Consider the following 21,064-nt stretch of genomic DNA (forward strand, 5'->3'; position numbering starts at 1 on the left):
GCGCGCAAACGGGGCGCACCGTGCATCGGCGTAAACCCGAGGCGGGACAGGGCACGAAATATCGATAACGAATCGGGCGCATCAGACCCGGTCGGACAGACGGCAGGATTCATCTTGAATACCGAACCGCAAAGTTCTCGCTACAGCTTCGGGCTCGCCGCGGAAGTGCTCGCGTCCGAGCAGAGCGTGCTGAGACTGATCACGCGCAACACGCCGCTGCCGGAACTGCTGTCCGAAGTTTGCCGGCGTGCCGAGGTTTTGCTCGGCGACGGCGCGTCGTGCACGATCCTGCTGCTCGATACGGACGGCGTGCACGTGCGCGTCGGCGCGGCGCCGTCGCTGCCCGCGCAGTACAGTGCGGCGATCGACGGCGCGGCGATCGGGCCGGCGGCCGGCTCGTGCGGCACCGCGATGTACGAGCGCCGGATGGTCGCCGTCGAGGACATCGAAACCGATCCGCGGTGGGCCGACTATCGCGCCATTGCATTGCCGCTGGGCTTGCGCGCGTGCTGGTCGGTGCCGTTCGTCGACGAGGCCGGCGTCGTGCTCGGCGCGTTCGCCATCTATCACCACCGGCCGTGCCTGCCGAGCGACGAGGAAACCGCGCTGTTGCGCGATATCGGCAACAGCGTCGGCCTCGCGGTGCACCAGGACCGGATCGCGCGGCAGCTTGCGCGCAGCGAGGAACATCACCGGCTCGTCGTCAACAGCCTGAACGAAGGAATACTCGTCGTGTCGCGCGACGGCGTCGTGGTCGCGAGCAACCCGAGCGCGAACCGGATGATGCGCGTGAAGGGCGATCTCGTCGGGCGCCGGCTGTCGACGGTGATCCTGCGCAAGCTGCGCGAAGACGGCACGCCGATCGCGCCGGACGACTGGCCGAGCCGGATCGCGCTCGTGACGGGCACGCCTCAGCTCGGCTACACGGTCGGCTTCGGCCTCGCGGACGGCGACATCATCTGGGTGCGCGGCAACGCGGTGCCGATCGTGAGGCCGGGCGAGACGCAGGCCGACTCGGTGCTCGTGTCGTTCAACGACATCGGCCCCGTGCGCGAAGCGCAGCAGCAGTTGCGCTACATGGCGACCCGCGACGCGCTGACGGGCCTCTACAACCGCCGCTGGCTCGGCGACCGCATGCGCGAGCTGTTCGGCGTGCACGATGCGGCGGCCGGGCCCGCGCGCGTCGCGATCCTGTTCATCGATCTGGTCGGCTTCAAGAAGGTCAACGACACGGCCGGTCACGACGCGGGCGACGCGCTGCTGCGCAGCGTCGCGGCGCGGCTCGCGGCCTGTGCGGACGGCCGCTACGCGCTCACGCGCGTCGGCGGCGACGAGTTCGTGATCCTCGTCGACGACTGCGACGATCCCGAGCATCTCGCGGTGCTCGCGCGCGAGGTCATCGACGCGATCGCGAAGCCGTTCGCGATCGCGAACAACGAATACTGGCTCGGCGTATCGATCGGGATCAGCGTCGCGCCGCGCGACGGCGACGACGCCGTGACGCTGATGCGCAACGCCGATTCGGCGATGTACGACGCGAAGCAGCGCGGCCGCAACCACTTCACGTTCTTCACCGCCCAGCTCAACCTGCGGCTGCAGCGCCGCTTCGCGATCGAGCAGTCGCTGCGGCGCGCGCTCGCGTCGGACATGCTGCGGCTCGCGTATCAGCCCGTCGTCGATGCGCGCAGCGGCCGCACGGTCGGCGCCGAGGCGCTGCTGCGCTGGACGAGCCCCGAGCTCGGGCCGATGTCGCCGGCGGAATTCATTCCGGTCGCGGAAGACACGGGGCTGATCGTCGCGATCGGCCAGTGGGTGCTCGAAACCGCGTGCCGGCAGGCGGCCGAGTGGCGTCGCACGATCGCGCCGGACCTGATGCTGGCGGTCAACCTGTCGCCGCGGCAGTTTCACGAAGGGCTCGTCGAATCGGTCGCCCGCTGTCTCGCGCATACGCGGCTCGATCCGTCCGCGCTCGAACTCGAGATCACCGAAGGCGTGCTGATGAACGACACGGACACCGTGCTGCCGATGCTCGAAGCGCTCACGGACATGAACGTGCGGATCTCGGTCGACGATTTCGGCACCGGTTATTCGTCGCTCGCGTACCTGAAGCGTTTTCCGTTGCACAACCTGAAGGTCGACCGCTCGTTCGTGTCGGGCGTGCCCGATCATCACGACTCGGTCGCGATCACGCAGGCGGTCGTCGCGATGGCCCATTCGCTCGGGATGAAGGTCACGGCCGAAGGCGTCGAGACGCAGGCGCAGTCGTGGTTCCTGCAGCAGATCGGCTGCGACATGCAGCAAGGCTATCTGTTCAGCCGCCCGCTGGACGCGAACGACTACGCGCGCCGGCTCGGCGCCGCCTGAGCGCGCCGGGTGTCCTGCTGGCGCTAACGCGCGCCGAACCCGCCGGCGCCCGGCGGCGGATCGATCTCGACCCGGTTCTTGCCTTCGTGCTTCGCGCGATAGAGCGCGCGGTCGGCCGCCTCGATCAGGAGTGTCGTCGGCAGGCCGGGCGTGGGCACGATGCTCGCGCCGCCGATGCTGATCGTCACCGTGTGGTTGCCCGTCGACGAGTGCGCATGCCGCAGGCGCAGCGCTTCGACCGCGAGCCGGATCTTCTCGCCGAGCAGCCGTGCGGCGCCCGGCGACGTGGCCGGCATCACGACCGCGAATTCCTCGCCGCCGAAGCGCGCGGCGAGATCGCCCGACTGCCCGAGGCAGCGCTCGATCGTGGATGCGATCTGCTTGAGCACGTTGTCGCCCGACACGTGCCCGTACGTGTCGTTGTACAGCTTGAAGTTGTCGACGTCGATCATCAGCAGCGACAGCTCGCTGCGTTCGCGCGCGCCGCGCCGCCACTCGGCGGCCAGGTATTCGTCGAGATAGCGCCGGTTCGACAGCCCGGTCAGGCCGTCGGAGTGCGTGAGGCGCCGCAGTTCGAGATTGGCCTCGAGCAATTGCTGTTGCGACTGCCGCAACGCGCGATAGGCTTCGTCGCGCTGCAGCAGGTTCATGTACGAGCGCGAGTGGTAGCGGATGCGCGCGACGAGTTCGATGCGATCGGGCAGCTTGACCAGATAGTCGTTCGCGCCGGCCGCGAACGCGGCGCTCTTGATCACCGGCTCTTCCTGCGTCGACAGCACGATGATCGGCACGTCGCGCGTCGCCGGATTCGCGCGGTACGCCCGCACGAGGCTCAGCCCGTCGATGCCCGGCATCACGAGGTCCTGCAGGATCACGGTCGGGCGCGTCTCGATCGCGGTGGCCATCGCGTCGTCCGAGCGCGGGCAGTAGTGGAAGTCGATGCCTTCCTCGTCGACGAGCGCGCGCCGCACGGCCTCCGCGACGATCGTCTGGTCGTCGACCAGCAACACCATCGCCGGCGCGTCGGCGGGCGACGCGGTCGAACCGCCCGGCGGGCGAGTCAGGTCAATCGTCATGATCGATGCGGGTCGTTGCGGTTGTCGCGGTCGTTGCAGAAGCAGGCATGGGTGTTGCGCACGGTCATCGTCGGGTTCAGAGCCGCGCGAGCGCCGCCAGCTCGCCCGCGATGCGCCCGAGCGGCAGGATCGCACGCGCCGCGCCGAGCGTCGCGGCCGCCTTCGGCATGCCGTACACCGCGCTCGTCGCCTCGTCCTGCGCGATCGTATGGTAGCCCTTCATCCGCAGCGCCTTCAGGCCGATCGCGCCGTCGCGTCCCATCCCCGTGAGCAGTACGCCGATCACGCGGCCGGGCCAGTGCTCGGTCAGGCTGTTGAAGAACACGTCGACCGACGGCCGATACGGCGTGGCGGCCGGTTCCCGCGTGTATTCGAGCGTGCCGGCGCGCGTGATGCGCAGGTGGTCGTCGGTCGCGGCGAGCAGCGCGACGCCCGGCTGCGGGCGGTCGCCTTCGCGCGCGACGCGCACGGCGAGCCGGGTCTGACCGTCGAGCCATTGCGCCATGCCTTCGGCGAACGCGCGATCGACGTGCTGCACGATCACGATCGGCGCATTGAAATCGGCCGGCAGGCTGCCGAGGATCGACGCGAGCGCGCCGGGGCCGCCGGCCGATGCGCCGATCGCGACCAGCGGGCCGCCGCCGCGCGCGGCCGCGCCGGCGACGCGCGTGCCGCCCGGCGCGTCGAGCAGGCGGCCGATCTGGTCGATCTTCGCGAGCAGCAGTTTCGTCGTGTCGCCGGCGGCGCCGTCGCCGAGCCGCGGCGTGTCGACCGCGTCGAGCGCGCCGGCGCCCATCGCCTCGAACACGCGCCACGCGTTCGCGCCGATGCAGCTCGTCACGATCAGGATCGCGCACGGTCGTTCGGAACGCATGATCCGACGCGTCGCTTCGATCCCGTCGAATTTCGGCATGATCAGATCCATCAGCACGATGTCGGGCGGCTGCGCGGCGCACAGTTCGACGGCTTGCGGGCCGTCGGTCGCGACCCACAGCACGCGGTGCTCGGGCCGTCGCGCGATCGCGCGGCGCATCGCCTCGACGGCAAGCGGGAGGTCGTTGACGATGCCGATGTTCACAAGCGGAATTCTCCGGTCGGTTCGTAGTGTTGGAGGTGGGCCGGGTTCATGGAGGGGGGCAGCCTGTTCGGCGCTCGCTGCCGGGCGGCATCGGCGGCCGGACGGCGCGGCATTCTTTTCGGTTGACGACGCCCGAATGCTGTCATGCAGCGCGGGCGGCGGCAATCGAAAAATGAACGCATGATGCCGTTTCAGTGCGTTTCCTCTATGACTGTGCCGCATTGCCTGCAAGCGGGCCAGTGATCCTGTCCGGACAGGCCGCAAAAGTCCGCATGTTACCGTGCCGGCATCGACAAAAAAGAAAACGGGATCCCGAGGAGCGCGCCCGAAACCCTGCTCGTCAGCCGCGCGTCGTTCGCACCGGTCGCGATCGGGCGCGACGGCCGTTTGCCGTAGAGGATCTACATCGAGAGCGCGTATGCGTCGACCGACCGCGCTTGCCCGGTCGAACGCGATGCGCGGCGCGGGCGGCATTTCAACCCGATCTCGTGTGCCGCCCGCGACGAGGCCGAAGCCTTCATGACGGAAACCGATCGCGCCGACGAGGCGCGGCGGCCAACTTGCCGAGGCGCCTCGCGCAGACTGACGACCGGCAACCGCGCGAGGGCAGGTTTTGACATGGGCGCGGTCGAGCCGGCCGCGTAGCGGGCCGTACCGAGCCGTACCGGGCCGTCGAGGCATCGGGCCGCGGCGCACACGCGCCGCCGCACCGTCAATGGCTGCGCGCGTAGCCCTGGATCAGCGCGCGCATCATCCCTTCGACCGTCGCGTCGCGCAGATCGCCTTCCTGCTCGGCTTCCTCGACGAGCGCCGCATAAGCGGTCGCGAGCGTCACGCGGTCGACTTCATGGCGTTGCTCCATCAGCGTCACCATCCCGTCCTTCGCCAGATGAGCGGAGAACGCGCGGCTGCCGATGGTCTGGAATACGTCAATCATGGCGGCTCTCCCGTACGTTGCCGATGCCTTTCAGTGTAGTCGCCGTCCCGGGGCCGCGCCACGCGCGCGGGCCGACCCGATTCGTCCGATGAAATGCGTCCGACACACGGCGCGCGCACGGTATCCGCAGGCTTCAACGTTTACCCGAATCGGCAAATTGTCGACTTTTTATCGATAAAGTCTCGTGTTAGATTTCGCCGTCCGAGCCCGATGCAAACCGGGCCGCCTACGCGTTGCCGACGTGCCGCGCGTCCAGACACACGGAGGAGAAATGCTGGTGCTGATTGGGGTGCCGATCGTCGTGATCGGCTTCGCGCTGCGCTTCAATGCGCTGCTGGTGGTCACGATCGCGGGGCTCGCGACGGGGCTGGCGGGCGGGCTGAATCTCGTCGACATCGTCGGCGCGTTCGGCAAGGCGTTCGCCGAGAACCGCTACATGGGGCTGATCTGGCTCACGCTGCCGGTGATCGCGCTGCTCGAGCGCAACGGGCTCAAGGAGCAGGCGAAGCGGATGATCTCGCGCGTGCAGGCGGCCACCACGGGCCGCGTACTGATGCTGTATTTCGTGCTGCGCCAGGCGACGGCCGCGCTCGGTCTCACGTCGCTCGGCGGCCACGCGCAGATGGTGCGGCCGCTGATCGCGCCGATGGCCGAGGCCGCCGCGGTCAGCCGGCACGGCGAGCTGCCCGAGTCGGTGCGCCAGCAGATCCGCGCGCACGCGTCGGGCGCCGACAACGTCGCCGTGTTCTTCGGCGAGGACATCTTCATCGCGATCCAGTCGATCCTGCTGATCAAGGGCTTTCTCGAACAGAACGGCATCGCCATCGAGCCGCTGCACCTGTCGGTGTGGGCGATCCCGACCGCGATCGCCGCGCTGCTGATTCACTGCACGCGCCTCGCGCTGCTCGACCGCCGGCTCGCGCGCGGCTTCGGCCTGGTGAAGCAGGAGGGCGCGCGATGATCGGCCTCGAATCGCTGTACACGCTCGCGGGGCTGATGTTCGCCGCGTTCGCGTACTTCAACCTGACGGACCGCACGAACCCGCGGCGCGTCGTCAATTTCGCGTTCTGGGCCATCTACGCGGTCACGTTCCTGTTCGGCGCGCTGCTACCGCATTTCGTCACGGGCTGCCTCGCGATCGCGCTTGCGCTGATCGCCGGTTCGGGCAAGCTCGGCCGCGGCCGGTCGGACGAGGCCGGCGAAGCGGCGGCCGTGCGGCGCGAGACGCTCGCGCAACGCTTCGGCAACCGGTTGTTCCTGCCGGCGCTGCTGATTCCGGTCGTCACGCTGATCGGCACGTTCGCGCTGAAACTCGTGCCGTTCGTCGACCCGAAGAGCGTGACGCTGATCTCGCTCGTGCTGGGCACGATCGTCGCGTTCGTCGTCGCGCTCGCGATGCTGCGCGATTCCCCCGTGCATGCGCTGAAGGAAGCGCGCCATACGATGGATGCGGTCGGCTGGGCCGCGATCCTGCCGCAAATGCTCGCGGCGCTCGGCGCGCTGTTCGCGATCGCGGGCGTCGGCGGGGTGGTGTCGGGGCTCGTGAAGGAATGGGTGCCGATCGATTCGCCGTTCGCGGTGGTCGCCGCCTACACGGTCGGCATGGCGCTGTTCACGATGATCATGGGCAACGGCTTCGCCGCGTTCCCGGTGATGACGGCGGGCATCGGCCTGCCGCTGATCGTCCATCAGTTCCACGGCAACCCGGCGATCATGGGCGCGATCGGGATGCTGAGCGGCTTCTGCGGTACGCTGATGACGCCGATGGCCGCGAACTTCAACATCGTGCCCGCGGCGCTGCTCGAACTGAAGGACAAGAACGGCGTGATCAAGGTGCAGTGGCCGACGGCCGTGCTGCTGCTGGCCGTGAACACGCTGCTGATGTACGCGTTCGTATTCCGCTTCTGACTCGATGGACGAGATCCTCATGACCGACCGACTCACTTCCGAACTCGCGTCGAAATTCGCGTCGCTCGCGCTCGCGCATCTGACCCGCGAATATCCGAACAAGCTCACGCATGCGCTCGAAGGTCCGCACGACGTGCAGGGGCCGCGCGCATTGCACCCGATCTTCTACGGCAGCTACGACTGGCACTCGTGCGTGCACGGCTACTGGCTCGTGCTGCGCGTGCTCGAACGCTACCCGGCATTGCCGGAAGCCGAACGCATCGTCGCGACCGTCGACGCGCATTTCACCGACGCGAACGTCGCCGGCGAGCGCGCGTATCTCGCGCGGCCGCACAACGCCGGCTTCGAGCGGCCGTACGGCTGGGCGTGGCTGCTCGCGCTCGCCGCGCAGCTCGAGCGGCTCGCGCTGAAGGGCGTGCTGCCGCAGGCCGCGCGCTGGGCGAAGACGATGGCGCCGCTGGCCGACCTGTTCGTGTCGCGCTTCGAGACTTTCCTGCCGAAGGCGACCTATCCGCTGCGTGTCGGCACGCACTTCAACACCGCGTTCGCGCTGGCGCTCGCGCTCGATTTCGCACGCGACACGCAGCGCGACGGGCTTGCCGCGCTGATCGTCGATACCGCGAAGCGCTGGCACCTGAACGACGTCGCATGCCAGGCGTGGGAGCCGTCGGGGGACGAATTCCTGTCGCCCGCGCTGATGGAGGCCGAACTGATGCGGCGCGTGCTGCCGGCCGCCGAATTCGACGGCTGGTTCGCGCGCTTCCTGCCCGACCTCGCGCGCGGCAAGCCCGCGACGCTGTTCGAACCGGCGACCGTCAGCGACCGTAGCGACGGCAAGATCGCGCACCTCGACGGGCTGAACCTGAGCCGCGCGTGGTGCCAGCGTTCGCTGGCCGGTGCGCTGCCGGCAGACGATGCACGGCGTGCGAAGCTGCTCGACGCGGCCGACCGGCATCTCGCGAGCGCACTCGCGCACGTGGCCGGCGACTACATGGGCGAGCACTGGCTCGCGACGTTCGCGTTGCTCGCGCTGGACGCATAGCGCGCGAAGCCGCGCCGGCGGGAAGGGCCTCGGCGCGCGGCCGATACCCGCCGCGCGGGCCGCTCCGTGCAGCATGTGCGGCGCGAAGCGACCGGCTTTGCATCGTGCGCAACACCGCTTTCCACGACACGACCGACGCGCGGCGGCGGCGACTCGCTACACTGCCGTACCGGTTGGACGGGCCCCGGCATCAGGCCCGCGAGCAAGGAGACAGAAGAGGATGGACACCCCACGCGCAGCGGTCGTCACGTACCGCGGCAATGCGATCGAGAACACGCACGTCGCCCACGTGGCGATCGTCGATGCACGCGGCCGGCTGCTGGCCCGGTTCGGCGATCCGTTCCGGATGACGCTCGCGCGCTCGGCCGCCAAGCCGGCCCAGGCGCTGTCGGTGATCGAGACGGGCGCGCCGGAACGTTTCGGCTTCGACGACGCGGACATCGCGCTGATGTGCGCGTCGCACAGCAGCGAGGACCGTCACATCGAACGCACGCGCGCGATGCTCGAGAAGGTCGACGCGCACGAATCGGATTTGCGCTGCGGCGGCCATCCGCCGTTGTCCGACGCGGTCTACCGGTCGTGGATCAAGCGCGACTACACGCCGACCGGCGTCTGCAGCAACTGTTCGGGCAAGCATGTCGGGATGCTGGCGGGTGCGCGCGCGATCGGCGCCGCGATCGCCGATTACCATCTGCCCGACCATCCGATGCAGGTGCGCGTGAAGCACGCGGTGGCCGACGCGTGCGGCCTGCGCGACGACGAAGTCGACTGGGGCATCGACGGCTGCAACCTGCCGACGCCGGCGTTCTCGCTGGATCGGCTGGCGCGCCTGTACGCGTCGCTGGCCGACGGCGCGGACGCGGTGGAAGCGGGCGGCGCGCTCACCGATCGCGTGCGTGCACTGGCGCGCATTCACCGCGCGATGACCGCCTATCCGGAACTGGTCGCAGGCGACGGGCGCTATTGCACGGTGCTGATGAACGCGTTCGGCGGGCAGGTGGTCGGCAAGCTCGGCGCGGATGCGTGCTACGGGATCGGCGTGCGTGCGTCCGAACGCACGCGGCAACTCGGCGCGGACGGCGCACTCGGCATCTCGGTGAAGATCGAGGACGGCAATCTCGACGTGCTCTATATGGTCGTCAGCGAAATCCTCGAGCGGCTGCAGATCGGCACGGCCGAGCAGCGCGCGCAACTGGCCGGTTTCCACCGGCCGCCGATGCTCAACACGCAGGGCGTCGAGTTCGGGCACGCGACGTTCCCGTTCGAATTGCAGGCGGCCTGAACGCGGCCGCCGCGCCGATGCCGTCGGCCCACGATCCGGGCCGCGCATCGGCGTGCGCTACGCGCGTGCGTCGCGAATCTTCGCCAGCTCCCGCTCCGACAGCTCGCCGATGTGCGCGAGGTGTTCCGCGAGAAAATCCTTCAGCACGCGCAGCTTCGCCGAGCTGCGCCGGTTCGCCAGATACGCGATGTAGATGAACTCGCCGGTCAGCCGGTTCTGCAGCCGATAGCGCGGCAGCACGGCTTCGAGTTGGCCGCTCGCGAGCAGGTCGCGCACCAGCCAGATCTCGAATTCCGCGATGCCGAGCCCCGCGCAGGTCGCTTCCAGCAGCAACTCCGAATGGTCGGTGACGAGATTGCCGGCCGGCAGCACGCTGTGCTGCGTGTTGCCGCGCACGAGCGCCCAGCGCGGATCGCCTTCCGGATGCACGTAGCGCAGGCAGTTGTGGTGCTTCAGGTCGTCCGGCGTCGCCGGGCGTCCGCAGCGGTCGAGGTAGCCGGGCGTCGCGCACAGGATGCTGTCGTTGCGCGACAGCCGGTGGACGACCAGGTTGTCCAGGTAGTTCTCGCCTTCGTGGATGTCGAGATCGAAGCCACCGGCCACGAGGTCGTTGTGGTTGTCGGTGAGCCGCACGTCGAGCTGGATCGTCGGATAGCGCGCCAGAAACGGCGCGATCAGCGGCGCGAGATGGCGGCGGCCGAACGCGACCGGCGCGGTGAGCTTCAGCGGGCCGCTCGGCTGCGCGTTCAGCTCGGCGACGACGCGCAGCGTGTCGTCGAGATCGGCGATCAGCGTGACCGCGCGCTCCAGATAGATATGGCCGGCTTCGGTGAGCGTCACGCTGTGCGTCGAGCGGTGCAGCAGCGCGACCCCGAGCGCCTCCTCGATCGCCGTCACCTTGCGCGCGACCGTCGACGTCGACACGTGCATCTCCTTCGCGACCGCCGAAAAACTCCCCGTTTCGACCACGCGCACGAACGCGCGCATCGCGCCGAGGTGATCGATGCCGGTTTCTCTCGCGCCTTTTTTCATTCGATTCTCGCTGTTGCGTCACACGCAAAACCGCTTTCGATAATACAGAAGGGAGCTTGTTTTTGCAAAGGCATAGAATGCGAACCCGTCGCGTCGGCAAGCGGCGAACGACGAGCGGCACGAGACATCCAGGAGGGCACGATGAGCGAAAACGGCTTCCGCGTCGAAGCGGATCTTTTAGGCAAACGAAGTATTCCGGACGCCGCCTATTACGGCGTCCACACGCTGCGCGCGAAAGAGAATTTCGACATTTCGGGCCGCACCATTGCGTCGCTGCCGTACCTCGTGATGGCGCTCGCGGCCGTGAAGGAAGCGGCGGCCGACGCCAACTGCGAACTGGGCCTGCTGCCGCGGCCGTACCGCGATGCGATCGCCGCCGCGTGCGTCGAGATCCGCGAAGGGCGGCTGCACGACCAGTTCGTCGTCGACGTCATCCAGGGCGGCGCCGGCACGTCGACCAACATGAACGCGAACGAGGTGATCTGCAACCGCGCGCTCGAAATCATGGGGCACGCGCGCGGGCAGTACGAATATCTGCATCCGAACGAGCACGTCAATCTCGCGCAGAGCACCAACGACGTGTATCCGACCGCGATCCGGATCGCGACGTGCTTCGCGGTCGAACATCTGCTCGAAGCGATGGCGCGGCTGCGCGATGCGTTCGCGGAGCGGGCCGATGCGTTCGCCGGTTTGCTCAAGCTCGGCCGCACCCAGTTGCAGGACGCGGTGCCGATGACGCTCGGCCAGGAATTCTCGACCTACGCGGTCATGCTGACGGAAGACATCGCGCGGCTGCAGGAGGCCGGCTGGCTGATTCGCGAGATCAACCTCGGCGCGACCGCGATCGGCACGGGCATCACCGCGCACCCGCAGTACGCGGAGAAGGCGCTGGCCGCGCTGCGCCGGATCACCGGGCTCGACCTGAGCACCGCGCCGAACCTGATCGAGGCGACGCAGGATTGCGGCGCGTTCGTCCAGGTGTCGGGCGTGCTCAAGCGGATCGCCGTCAAGCTGTCGAAGATCTGCAACGACCTGCGGCTGCTGTCGAGCGGCCCGCGCGCGGGCTTCGGCGAGATCAACCTGCCGCCGGTGCAGGCCGGCTCGTCGATCATGCCCGGCAAGGTGAATCCGGTGATCCCGGAAGTCGTCAACCAGGTCGCGTTCGAGGTGTTCGGCAACGACGTGACCATCACCTTCGCGGCCGAGGCCGGCCAGCTTCAGCTCAACGCGTTCGAACCGGTGATCGCCAGCGCGCTGTTCCGCAGCTTCAGCCACCTGACGGCCGCGTGCACGACGCTCGCGCAGCGATGCGTGAGCGGCATCACCGCGAATCCCGAGCGGCTGCGCGAGACGATGGAGCGCTCGGTCGCGCTCGCCACCGCGCTGAATCCGTACATCGGCTACAAGCGCGCAACCGCCGTGGCCGCCGAAGCGCACGAGAGCGGCAAGTCGATCCGCGAAGTCGTGCTGGCTCACGGATTGATGACCGACGCGCAACTGGACGAGGCGCTGCAGCCCGAAGCGTTGATCCGGCCGCGCGCCTACTGATTCCGCCCGCGCGGCGCCGGCCGATGCCGCCGGCGGCCCGCGCGTGGCCGTTCCCCGCAGCGCCCGTCGACGGGCGCGATACATCAAGAAACGGAGACACACCATGAAGCACGCCAGCGAGCGCCCGGCCGACACGGCCGGCGGCGCCGATCCCCGTCATGCCGACCGCGATGCGATGTTCGCGTCGCACGAAGCCGGCTATGAACAGAAGTTGAAGCCGCGCCACGTGCAGATGATCGCGATGGGCGGCGCGATCGGCACCGGCCTGTTCCTCGGCGCGGGCGGCCGCCTGCAGAGTGCGGGGCCCGCGCTGGCGCTCGTGTATCTCGTGTGCGGCGTGTTCGCGTTCCTGATCATGCGCGCGCTCGGCGAGCTGGTGATGCACCGGCCGACCAGCGGCAGCTTCGTGTCGTACGCACGGGAGTTCATGGGCGAGCGCGCGTCGTTCGTCGCGGGCTGGATGTACTACCTGAACTGGGCGACGACCGGCATCGTCGACATCACCGCGGTCGCGATCTACATGAAGTACTGGGCCGTGTTCACCGACGTGCCGCAATGGGTGTTCGCGCTCGGCGCGCTCGGGATCGTGTCGGTGATGAACATGATCGGCGTGAAGGTGTTCGGCGAGATGGAGTTCTGGTTCTCGATCGTCAAGGTCGGGACGCTCGCGCTGTTCCTCGCGGTCGGCGCCGTGTTTCTCGCGAGCGGGCACCCGGTCGCCGGCCAGATGCCGGGGCTGCATCTCGTCGCGGATCACGGCGGGATCTTCCCGCACGGCATCCTGCCGGCCGTGCTGATCGTGCAGGGCGTGGTGTTCGCCTACGCGAGCATCGAGCTCGTCGGCGTCGCGGCGGGCGAGACCGCCGATGCGCGCAAGGTGTTGCCGAAGGCGATCAACAGCGTGATGTGGCGTATCGCGCTGTTCTACGTCGGCTCGGTCGTGCTGCTGACGATGCTGCTGCCGTGGACCGCGTACAGCGCGCACGAAAGCCCGTTCGTGACGTTCTTCGGCAAGCTCGGCGTGCCGTACGTCGGCACGGTGATGAACGTCGTGGTGCTGACCGCCGCGCTGTCGAGCCTGAATTCCGGCCTCTATTCGACCGGGCGCGTGCTGCGCTCGCTCGCGATGGGCGGCTCCGCGCCGCGCTTCGTGTCGCGGATGAACGCGCGCGGCGTGCCCTATGGCGGCATCCTCGTCACGGTCGCGGTCAATGCGATCGGCGTGCCGCTGAACTACATCGTGCCGGCGCAGGCGTTCGAGATCGTGCTGAACATGGCGTCGCTCGGGATCATCACGACCTGGGGCTTCATCGTGATGTGCCAGATCCTGTTCCGTCGCGCGGTCGATCGCGGCGAACTGAGCCCGGTGTCGTTCCGGATGCCCGGCGCGCCGTTCACGTCGTGGCTCACGCTCGGGTTCCTGGTCAGCGTGCTGGTGCTGATGGCGTTCGATTATCCGGGCGGCACGTGGACCGTCGCGATGATTCCGGTCGTCGTGCTCGCGCTGGTGGTCGGCTGGAAGCTGGCGAAGCGCGGCGCCGTGCGCGAGCAGGCGGCGGCGATGCCCGCAACGGCGCGCGCCGTTGCCGAGCCTGCGCAGAACGCGTAATGCCATGCACCGCAGGCGCCGGTCCGGTTGCGGGCCGGCGCCCGCGGTGCGTCCGGTTCAAGTCCGGTTCAAGCCGGCGCGCTCGCCGACCCATCGGCCGAAATCGCCGGCCATCTCCGCGGTCAGCTCGTGTCCGGCCGCATACAGCCGCGTGTCGTGCGCGACACCGAGCGCGGCGAGTTTCGCATCGGCCTTGTCCGCCCACGCGGCGGGCAGCTTGTCGTCGAAGCGGCCATGCACGATCAACGCGTGCAGCGGGCGAAGCGCATCGCGCGGCGCGATCAGCGGATCGATTTCCGGCAGGATGCGCCCGCACAGCACGGCGAACGCGCTCACGTCGCCCGGCGACGTGAGGCCGACGCTCGCGCTCATGATGCCGCCCTGGCTGAAGCCGGCGATCACGGTTGCCGACGCGGGGGCCGCGCCATCCCGCGCGCGGAGCGCGTGCAGCAGCGCGATCAGTTGCACGCGGCTCGCGTCGGCACGCGCCGCATCGATTTCAGGGCCGTTCGGGCCGAAACGCACCGGAAACCATGCATGCTGATTCGGCCCGAACGTGAGCGGGCCGCGCACGAACGCGATTTCGATGCGCGGATCGATCGCGTCGGCCACGTTCAGCAGGTTGGTTTCGTTGCCGCCGACGCCGTGCAGCAGCAACAGGCGCGCGGCGGGGCGGCCGGCGGCCGGGCGCAGCCGGTACTGCAGCCCGGATTCGGGATCGGTGGTCAGCGGCAGGACGTCGGTCATTGCGTGGGTCCGAAAAGGAACGATGCGACAGTCTAGAGCGGGCGGATCGGGAGGGGAATCGCCGGGGCGGGATTGATTGTTTCCTGGCAGGAATGAATGGGGCCACGGTGCGTTGCGGGAACGAATCGCGAGGCCATGCCGCCAGGTATGGACCAACGGCCCGGCAACCCATCGACGGTAGTCCGGTCGGACGACTCGTCATTCTCACGTGCGGTTGATAAAATAGATACATTTTGTAGATACGTGAGGGCGCGAAGATGGATACGGCAAAGATCTTCAAGCATGGCGGCTCGCAGGCCGTCCGGCTGCCGAAGGATTTCCGCTTCGATACGGCCGAGGTGCGCATCCGCCGCCATGGGGCGTCCGTCATTCTTGAACCGGTGCCGCAAGACTGGGCATGGCTGACACCGCTGATCGGCCCGGTCGACGCCGATTTCGAGGCTGCCGCGACCACGCAGCCGTCCGCTCAGGAGCGTTCGGGCCTGGATGTGTTCGAATGAAGTTCCTGCTGGACACCAACGCGGTGATCGCCATTCTCAAGGGCGAGCCGGCGATGCTGGCCCGTCTGCATGCGTGGCAGCCGGCCGATTTCGGGATTCCTGCGATCGTCGCGCATGAGCTTTATTACGGCGCGTACAAGAGCCGGCGAGCGGCAGCGAACGTCGCGCGTGTCGACGCGCTTCAGTTCGAGGTCGTACCGTTCGACACCGAGGACGCGCAGCATGCGGGCGAAATTCGTGCACATCTGATCGCGGCCGGCGCGCCGATCGGCCCTTACGACGCGTTGATCGCAGGGCAGGTGCGCGCCCGGCATCTCGTGCTCGTCACGCACAACGTCCGCGGATTCGGGCGGGTTCCGCGGTTGCAATTCGAGGACTGGCTCGCCGAACCGAACGAAGGCTGAGCGGCGGATCGCGCAAGGGCGACATCAACGAACCTGCGAGGCGAACGCCGCATCGATCATAAAAAGAAACCAAAACAAACCGGCTCGCCGATAATGCGCAAACGTTTTGCCGGCATTCAATAAAACGGATTTTGCGGGGCATGAATAAAACAATGAATATCCGCCATTACGGCGACGCATCGAGCGCCGCAGCCGCGCCGCGTATAGCGGCCGGAAGTTAACGGCAAATCTGCAAAAAACTTTAGGATTTTTCCCGCGCAATTATTCATTCCAATTTCCTCAATGAACGATTGATTTTCAGTCATCGGACGGTCATACACCTTCCCCGATAATTCGGCGCTCACATTCTTTCAATAGACCAAAGGGCGATCGAAGCCGGATCGCTGCGGGGAGCTGTACTCATGACCATCCGTCATCGCATTACGCTGCTAGTCGTCCTGACGTTCTTCGCGCTGTCCGCGATCGGCATCTATGCCGTGTACCAGACGCGCAAGAGCGCGTCCGAGGTGCGTCAGGTCACCCAGGGAATCGTGCCGAGCGCGCTCGCGTCGGCGGATCTCGTCGCCGACGTGAAGAACATCCAGATCGCGACGATGACGCTCGTCTACGCGCCCGACGCGAACACCGCCGCGCAGGCCCGCGACGAGCTGAAGGCGAAGCAGGCCGCCCTGCGCGCCGCGCTCGACGCGCAGGCGAAATCGGCGGTCGGCCGCGCGCAGGAAGGGCTCGTCGCGCAGGCGAAGGACAGCGCCGCCAATTATTTCGCGGCGATCGACGACACCGTGAAGATGAAGGCGGACGGCAAGGCCGAGATGGCGCAGGCCTATCTGTTCGCGAACGTCGCGCAGTATCGCGACGAACTCGAAAGCATCGTCGACACGCTGCGCGTCGAGAAGAACCGCCAGAAGGACGACGCGATCGGCGCGCTGAACGGGATGCTCGCGACCACGGCGACCGCGATCGCGGCCGTCGCCGGCACGGTGATCGTGCTGCTGACCGCGCTCGGCCTCGTGCTGTATCGCCAGATCACGCGCCCGTTGATCGGGATGCAGACGGCGATGAGCGAGATCGCGAGGAGCCAGGATTTCACGCGCCGCGTGCCGGTGGGCCGGATGGACGAAATCGGCCATTCGATCGTCGCGTTCAACGGGATGATCGAGAAGATCCAGGAGAACGCCGCGCAACTGAAGCAGAAGACGGCCGACATCCAGGCGATGCTGCAGAACATGCAGCAGGGCATCCTGACCGTCGTCGAAGGCGGCGTCGTGCATGCGGAGTATTCGGCGTACCTCGAAACCATCTTCGAAACGAACGACATCGCCGGCCGCGACCTGATGGCGCTCGTGTTCGACGATTCGACGATCGGCGCCGACGCGCGTTCGCAGGTCGATGCGGCCGTGCACGCGTGCCTGGGCGAAGACAGCATGAACTTCGGGTTCAACGAGCACCTGCTCGTCAACGAAGTCGCGAAGCGGATGCCGGACGGCCGCGAGAAATGGCTCGACCTGAGCTGGTCGGCGATCACCGACGAGACCGACACGGTGGTGCGCCTGATGCTGTGCGTGCGCGACGTGACCGAGATCCGCGAGCTGACCGCGCAGGCCGGCGAGCAGCAGCGGCGCCTCGAGATGATCGGCGAGATCCTGTCGATCAGCCAGGACAAGTTCCACGACTTCGTGCACAGCGCGAAGGGCTTCCTCAGCGAGAACGAGCGGATGATCCGCCAACACGAACGCGCCGATCACTCGATCGTCGCAGCGCTGTTCCGCAACATGCACACGATCAAGGGCAATGCGCGCACCTACAGCCTCCAGCATCTGACGAACATCGTCCACGAAGCGGAGCAGGCGTACGAATCGCTGCGGCGCGCGGACAGCGGCCCCGAGTGGAACCGCGACGCGCTGATGGACGACCTGGCGCGCGTGCGCGAAGCCGTCGACCACTACGCGACGATCAACGCGGTCACGCTCGGCCGCAGCAGCGAGCCGGCGCAAAGCGGCGCCGATTTCCTGATGGTCGAGCGCGCGCGCATCAGCGAAAGCCTGCGCGTGCTCGACGGCGCCGATCCGGCGAATGCGTCCGACTGGCACGCGGCGCGCGATGCCGTGCGGCGCATGCTGAGCCAGCTCGGCACCCAGGGTATCGGCGAGGCGCTCGGCAGCGTGATCGAGTCGCTGCCGTCGCTCGCGGCCGAGCTCGGCAAGCCGGCGCCGGTCGTGCATATCGACAGCCACGGCCAGCGCGTGCGCAGCGAGATCGTCGCGACGCTGAAGAACGTATTCATGCACCTGCTGCGCAATTCGATCGACCACGGGATCGAATCGTCCGACGTGCGGCGCGCGGCCGGCAAGGCGGCGTCCGGCACGATCGACATCGCGGTCGGCGTGGGCGGCGGCGAGCTGTGGTTCGTACTCGCCGACGACGGCCGCGGCCTCGCGCTCGAGCGGATTCGCGGCATCGCGCGAGAGCGCGGCTGGATCGATGCCGACGACGCGGCGGCACTGTCCGACGAGGAAGTCGCGGAGCTGATCTTCCGGCCGGGTTTTTCGACCGCGCAGACGGTGACCGAAGTATCCGGACGCGGCGTCGGCATGGACGCGGTGCGCAATTTCCTGAAGCGCGAAGGCGGCGATATCGCGCTGCGCTTCACCGACGATCGCGTCGGCGCGCCGTATCGCGCGTTCGAGACGATCGTGTCGCTGCCGGCGCGCTTCGCGGCGGACGGCGCCGCGCAGGGCGCGGGGCCGGCCCAGCGGGCGCGCATCGCGGATATCGGCGCAGCGGAGTGACGGCGTGATCGTGCAGGCGTGGATGATCCAGATGGCCGCCGCGCTGGCGGGCGGCGCGGTCGTCGCCGCGGCGGCGGCGATCGTGTTTCGCGTGATGCGCGGGCGGCACGTCGCGGCGCTGGCGCGCGAGGCCGATGGGTTGCGCGACGCGCTCGACGCCGCCCGCGCACGCGCCGAGGAAGCGGCGTCGGCGCATGCGGAAGCGGCCGACGCATGGGCGCGGCGCGAGGCGCAGCTCGAGGAGGCGCTGACACGCGAGGCATCCGCGCACGGCGCACAGCGCGACGCGTTGCAGGCGCTGTCGGCCGATCGCGCGGCGCTCGCGCAGCACGCGATGAAGATCGCGGACGAAGCCGCGCGCCTGCGCGGGCTTGCCGGCACGTTCGAGCGCTGGCACGAGCAGATGATCTCGCTGACCACGCAGAACCAGGACATGCGGACGAAGAACCAGGAGCTGTCGGCGATCGTCGCGCACGTGTCGATCGTGTCGCTGAATGCGTCGATCGAGGCCGCGCGCGCGGGCACGGCCGGGCGCGGCTTCTCGATCGTCGCGAGCGAGGTGCGCGGGCTGGCCGCGCGCTCGCAGCAATTGTCGAACAGCTATCGCGACAGCCTGAACCGCAACGATCTCGTGACGGCCGCGACGTTCCAGGACATCCAGGCCGGCGGCAAGATGATCACGGCCGCGCTCGCGACCGTCGAGACGCTGGCCGGGCAACTGCACGCGCGGATCGAAGGAGAGGCCGCGTGATCGGCGCGCAGGCGAGAGCCGGTTTCGAGCGGATCTTTTTCGACGCCGCGCGCACGCGGCTCGCATCCGGCGGCGCATGCGACATCCGGCCGGCCGCCGGCCACGAACATGACGCGCCCGATCGCGTGCAGGCGACGTCGCGATCGAAACCGACGGCGCCCGAGCATGTGGTCGTGCTGACGATCTCGGCGCTGCACTTCCGCCTGCTGCTCGCGCTGCGCTTCAGCGACGACGACGCGACGCGCCGCCATTTCGTCGGCGCGGCGGCAGGCGCGGGCAACCAGCGGCCGCTGACCGACGCGTTCATGGAAGCCGCGAACCTGTGTTGCGGCGCGATCAACCAGGCGCTGACCGTGCCGTTTCCCGATCTCGGGATGTCGACGCCTTACCTGCTGAGCGGCGCGAGCATCGACTACATGCACGCGCTCTCGCCCGATTACGTGGCCGCGTACGACCTGACGCTCGACGACGTGCGGGTCGGCGCGACGCTGTGCGTGTGCGCGAACGCGCCGGTCGATTTCCATGTGCCGGAATCGGCCACGGTGGAAACCGGCGGCGAGCTCGAACTGTTCTGACCGACCATCAGGAATCCATCAGATGACCGAAGACCAACCCGTCAGCAAGGTGCTCGTGCTCGACGACAGCCGCGTGCATGCCGACGCGATCAAGCGTTTCTGCGACGAGCACAACCTGGTCGGCCTGACCGTGCGGCGCAGCCGGTTGCTGAAGGTGCTGCGCTCGAACATCGATCTCGGCGCGATCCTGCTGGCCGAGGATTACGGCGGCTCGCCGGCCGAGAGCGCGATCATCGCGACGCAGATCGACGCGCTGCGGCCCGAGCTGCCGATCATCCTGCGCCGCGAATCGCTCGCGTCGCGCGACGGGCTGCCAGATGCGCTCGCCCGTGTCGCGTGCGCGGCCTACGTCGCCGACGACATGACGCCGCTCGCGCGTGCGATCGACGAATACCTGTTCGGCCGCGACTACCCGAACGCGCTCGTGCGCGGCATCTCGGAGATCACCGAGGCGCGCCTCGACAGCCTGTTCCCGGGCATGACGATCGAGCACGACACGCCGTGCATCGTGCGCGACCAGATCATCTTCGGCGAGGTGTTCAGCCTGATCGCGCTCGAAAGTGCGTGGTGCCGCGGCTACATGCTCCTGCAGACGAGCGAGCAGCCGCTGCTCGACATGCTCGGCGGCACGCGCGACGGCAGCCGCGCGCCGGATTTCCGCGACGTGAACAGCGTGCTCGGCGAGCTGACCAACCTCGTGTGGGGCGCGTTCAAGAACCGCTATCTCGGCGACGCCGAGGCGCTGGCGCGCCATCCGGTGCAGGTGCCGCTCGTCGTCAATCACAAGCAGAAGTTCATCTCGTTCGGCGGCGATTGTCCGCAGCTTTGTTTCAAGTACCGGATGACCGATCCGGCATCGGGGCGCTCGGTCCGTCTCGACCAGCGTTTCGTGTTCAGCCTGAGCTGGTCGCCGGAGGATTTCCGCGAATCGGTGCAGGACGTCGGGCCGATGGTCGAATCGGGCGAACTCGAACTGTTTTGAATGTTGAAGTCGGCAACGACGAAAAGGGGAATACGACATGGCAAAGATTCTGGTGGTCGACGATTCGGGCACGGTGCGCGACGAAGTGGCGGGCTTCCTGCGCAATCACGGGCTCGACGTCGCGACGGCCGTCGACGGCAAGGACGGGCTCGCGAAGCTCAAGGCGACGCCCGGCGTGCGCCTCGTGATCAGCGACGTGAACATGCCGAACATGGACGGCCTGACGATGGTCGAGAAGATTCGCGGCGAGCTGGCGAACACGGCGGTCAACGTCGTGATGCTGACGACCGAAAGCAGCCCGGCGATGAAGGAGCGCGGCAAGGCCGCCGGCGTGAAGGGCTGGATCGTGAAGCCGTTCAAGGGCGACGCGGTGCTCGACGCGCTGAAGAAGCTCGCGGGCTGACGCGCGCGGCCGGCGGGCCCGATGCCGCGCCGGCATT

Annotated in this window: 20 protein-coding genes; 14 read left to right on the forward strand and 6 right to left on the reverse strand. The window is 68.1% G+C overall.

The genetic code is table 11. The annotated features are described in order from the left end of the window. Nucleotides 1-114 precede the first annotated feature (114 nt). A complete protein-coding gene (locus tag WS54_RS04740; protein WP_059783889.1) occupies nt 115-2,364 on the forward strand; it encodes a putative bifunctional diguanylate cyclase/phosphodiesterase in 2,250 nt (749 codons plus the stop codon). 23 nt (nt 2,365-2,387) lie between these two features. Here the strand turns inward: WS54_RS04740 and WS54_RS04745 are convergent, their stop codons facing one another. The 3 genes from WS54_RS04745 to WS54_RS04760 all read right to left on the reverse strand — a co-directional run bounded on the left by WS54_RS04745 (nt 2,388) and on the right by WS54_RS04760 (nt 5,455). Continuing rightward, complete coding sequence (locus WS54_RS04745) at nt 2,388-3,440, reverse strand: response regulator (RefSeq protein ID WP_059783888.1); 1,053 nt, start codon at nt 3,438-3,440, stop codon at nt 2,388-2,390. A gap of 76 nt (nt 3,441-3,516) precedes the next feature. Continuing rightward, nucleotides 3,517-4,518, reverse strand: coding sequence for a chemotaxis response regulator protein-glutamate methylesterase (locus WS54_RS04750; protein WP_059783886.1), 1,002 nt, complete (start codon nt 4,516-4,518; stop codon nt 3,517-3,519). 712 nt (nt 4,519-5,230) lie between these two features. Continuing rightward, nucleotides 5,231-5,455, reverse strand: a complete 225-nt coding sequence (locus WS54_RS04760) for a hypothetical protein (protein WP_027782734.1) — start codon at nt 5,453-5,455, stop codon at nt 5,231-5,233. Nucleotides 5,456-5,726: 271 nt separating this feature from the next. Here WS54_RS04760 and WS54_RS04765 point away from each other — a divergent pair, with 271 nt between their 5' ends. From WS54_RS04765 to WS54_RS04780, 4 genes are all read left to right on the forward strand, one after another. Continuing rightward, entirely contained in the window at nt 5,727-6,416 is a 690-nt protein-coding gene (locus WS54_RS04765) for a DUF969 domain-containing protein (protein ID WP_059783884.1), read from the forward strand. After that, on the forward strand, nt 6,413-7,363 hold the full coding sequence (locus WS54_RS04770; RefSeq protein WP_034205097.1) for a DUF979 domain-containing protein: 951 nt from the start codon (nt 6,413-6,415) through the stop codon (nt 7,361-7,363). Before WS54_RS04765 ends, WS54_RS04770 begins: the two co-directional genes overlap by 4 nt. Nucleotides 7,364-7,382: 19 nt before the next feature. Beyond that, nucleotides 7,383-8,405, forward strand: coding sequence for a DUF2891 domain-containing protein (locus tag WS54_RS04775; RefSeq protein ID WP_059785067.1), 1,023 nt, complete (start codon nt 7,383-7,385; stop codon nt 8,403-8,405). Nucleotides 8,406-8,625: 220 nt separating this feature from the next. Further along, nucleotides 8,626-9,687: an asparaginase gene (locus WS54_RS04780; protein WP_034205096.1), complete on the forward strand. Its 1,062-nt coding sequence runs from the start codon at nt 8,626-8,628 to the stop codon at nt 9,685-9,687. 57 nt (nt 9,688-9,744) lie between these two features. Here the strand turns inward: WS54_RS04780 and WS54_RS04785 are convergent, their stop codons facing one another. After that, nucleotides 9,745-10,719: a LysR family transcriptional regulator gene (locus tag WS54_RS04785; protein WP_059783882.1), complete on the reverse strand. Its 975-nt coding sequence runs from the start codon at nt 10,717-10,719 to the stop codon at nt 9,745-9,747. Between the two features lie 141 nt (nt 10,720-10,860). On the opposite strand from WS54_RS04785, the gene aspA reads away from it, so the two are divergent. Next, nucleotides 10,861-12,267, forward strand: a complete 1,407-nt coding sequence (aspA, locus tag WS54_RS04790; protein WP_034205094.1) for an aspartate ammonia-lyase — start codon at nt 10,861-10,863, stop codon at nt 12,265-12,267. A gap of 103 nt (nt 12,268-12,370) precedes the next feature. Next, nucleotides 12,371-13,876 (forward strand): amino acid permease, encoded by a 1,506-nt coding sequence (locus WS54_RS04795; protein ID WP_059783881.1) that lies wholly within the window; start codon nt 12,371-12,373, stop codon nt 13,874-13,876. Nucleotides 13,877-13,933: 57 nt separating this feature from the next. Here WS54_RS04795 and WS54_RS04800 read toward each other — a convergent pair whose 3' ends face one another. Then, a complete protein-coding gene (locus WS54_RS04800) occupies nt 13,934-14,623 on the reverse strand; it encodes an alpha/beta hydrolase (RefSeq protein WP_059783879.1) in 690 nt (229 codons plus the stop codon). 257 nt (nt 14,624-14,880) lie between these two features. Here WS54_RS04800 and WS54_RS04805 point away from each other — a divergent pair, with 257 nt between their 5' ends. Further along, complete coding sequence (locus tag WS54_RS04805; RefSeq protein WP_027782744.1) at nt 14,881-15,123, forward strand: antitoxin; 243 nt, start codon at nt 14,881-14,883, stop codon at nt 15,121-15,123. Then, complete coding sequence (locus WS54_RS04810; RefSeq protein WP_059783877.1) at nt 15,120-15,527, forward strand: type II toxin-antitoxin system VapC family toxin; 408 nt, start codon at nt 15,120-15,122, stop codon at nt 15,525-15,527. The genes WS54_RS04805 and WS54_RS04810 overlap by 4 nt, the downstream gene beginning before the upstream one ends. 116 nt (nt 15,528-15,643) lie before the next feature. On the opposite strand, the gene WS54_RS04815 is transcribed toward WS54_RS04810, so the two are convergent. Beyond that, complete coding sequence (locus WS54_RS04815) at nt 15,644-15,832, reverse strand: hypothetical protein (RefSeq protein ID WP_236872758.1); 189 nt, start codon at nt 15,830-15,832, stop codon at nt 15,644-15,646. Between the two features lie 96 nt (nt 15,833-15,928). Here WS54_RS04815 and WS54_RS04820 point away from each other — a divergent pair, with 96 nt between their 5' ends. From WS54_RS04820 to WS54_RS04840, 5 genes are read left to right on the forward strand one after another with little or no spacing between them, the layout of a single operon-like run. Beyond that, entirely contained in the window at nt 15,929-18,316 is a 2,388-nt protein-coding gene (locus WS54_RS04820) for an MCP four helix bundle domain-containing protein (RefSeq protein WP_059783876.1), read from the forward strand. A gap of 22 nt (nt 18,317-18,338) precedes the next feature. Beyond that, nucleotides 18,339-19,067: a methyl-accepting chemotaxis protein gene (locus WS54_RS34410; protein WP_059785064.1), complete on the forward strand. Its 729-nt coding sequence runs from the start codon at nt 18,339-18,341 to the stop codon at nt 19,065-19,067. Next, entirely contained in the window at nt 19,064-19,642 is a 579-nt protein-coding gene (locus WS54_RS04830) for a hypothetical protein (protein ID WP_059783873.1), read from the forward strand. The genes WS54_RS34410 and WS54_RS04830 overlap by 4 nt, the downstream gene beginning before the upstream one ends. Before the next feature lie 22 nt (nt 19,643-19,664). Further along, the gene (locus WS54_RS04835) at nt 19,665-20,624 is read left to right on the forward strand and encodes a chemotaxis protein CheX (RefSeq protein ID WP_034205088.1); all 960 of its coding nucleotides are present in this window, start codon (nt 19,665-19,667) and stop codon (nt 20,622-20,624) included. Between the two features lie 37 nt (nt 20,625-20,661). Continuing rightward, nucleotides 20,662-21,027 (forward strand): response regulator, encoded by a 366-nt coding sequence (locus WS54_RS04840; RefSeq protein WP_006486240.1) that lies wholly within the window; start codon nt 20,662-20,664, stop codon nt 21,025-21,027. The last annotated feature ends 37 nt before the right edge of the window (nt 21,028-21,064 follow it).

It is taken from the genome of Burkholderia sp. NRF60-BP8, assembly GCF_001522585.2.
In the GTDB taxonomy this organism is placed as follows: domain Bacteria; phylum Pseudomonadota; class Gammaproteobacteria; order Burkholderiales; family Burkholderiaceae; genus Burkholderia.